General features: G+C 49.7%; 6 tRNA genes and 1 rRNA gene. All 7 read left to right on the top strand.

The window, feature by feature from the left end:
* Positions 1-11 precede the first annotated feature (11 nt).
* Positions 12-127 (top strand): 5S ribosomal RNA (gene rrf / locus BN2144_RS00035).
* 3 nt (positions 128-130) lie between these two features.
* Positions 131-203: transfer RNA gene (locus BN2144_RS00030), tRNA-Val, on the top strand.
* A gap of 12 nt (positions 204-215) precedes the next feature.
* Positions 216-291: transfer RNA gene (locus BN2144_RS00025), tRNA-Thr, on the top strand.
* A gap of 185 nt (positions 292-476) precedes the next feature.
* Positions 477-549 (top strand) — tRNA-Lys (locus BN2144_RS00020).
* 10 nt (positions 550-559) lie between these two features.
* Positions 560-641: transfer RNA gene (locus BN2144_RS00015), tRNA-Leu, on the top strand.
* A 20-nt stretch (positions 642-661) separates the two neighbouring features.
* Positions 662-736: transfer RNA gene (locus tag BN2144_RS00010), tRNA-Gly, on the top strand.
* A 6-nt stretch (positions 737-742) separates the two neighbouring features.
* Positions 743-831: transfer RNA gene (locus BN2144_RS00005), tRNA-Leu, on the top strand.
* Positions 832-868 lie beyond the last annotated feature (37 nt).

Here is an 868-nt window from a genome sequence, read left to right as displayed (position 1 = left end):
GTTTTAAATAGTCCGGTGATCATGGCGAGAAGGTCACACCCGTTCCCATCTCGAACACGGAAGTTAAGCTTCTCAGCGCCGATGGTAGTGAAGGCCCTGCCTTTGTGAGAGTAGGACGTTGCCGGGCTTTGGAGGTTTAGCTCAGCTGGGAGAGCACTTGCCTTACAAGCAAGGGGTCGGCGGTTCGATCCCGTCAACCTCCATTTAAATCTTATGCCGGCCTAGCTCAATTGGTAGAGCAACTGACTTGTAATCAGTAGGTTGGGGGTTCAAGTCCTCTGGCCGGCACCATTAGGACAAGCAATTATTAAATGAGCCATTAGCTCAGTCGGTAGAGCACGTGTGAGTAAACTTCTCTGAATTTACATCAGCGTACCCATCGAGATACTACTTGGTTTACTTTCTGAGATGGGGACGTCGTAGATGCTACTACATCTCAGAAAACAAAAACTAATTATAATAAATATCTTTATTATGAGCCATTAGCTCAGTCGGTAGAGCATCTGACTTTTAATCAGAGGGTCGGAGGTTCGAATCCTCCATGGCTCATCATTGTTTTGCGGGTGTGGCGGAATTGGCAGACGCACTAGACTTAGGATCTAGCGCCGTAAGGCGTGGGGGTTCGACTCCCTTCACCCGCACTATGATTTATTAAATATATGCGGAAGTAGTTCAGTGGTAGAACACCACCTTGCCAAGGTGGGGGTCGCGGGTTCGAATCCCGTCTTCCGCTCCAAACTTTGCCGGGGTGGCGGAACTGGCAGACGCACAGGACTTAAAATCCTGCGGTAGGTGACTACCGTACCGGTTCGATTCCGGTCCTCGGCACCATTTATATGCGCCCGTAGCTCAATTGGATAGAGCGTCT

The organism is Bacillus andreraoultii (assembly GCF_001244735.1).
Lineage (GTDB): Bacteria > Bacillota > Bacilli > Bacillales > Caldibacillaceae > Caldifermentibacillus > Caldifermentibacillus andreraoultii.
The sequence above is the reverse complement of the archived record's forward strand: the minus strand, read 5'-3'. Positions and strand labels throughout refer to the sequence as shown.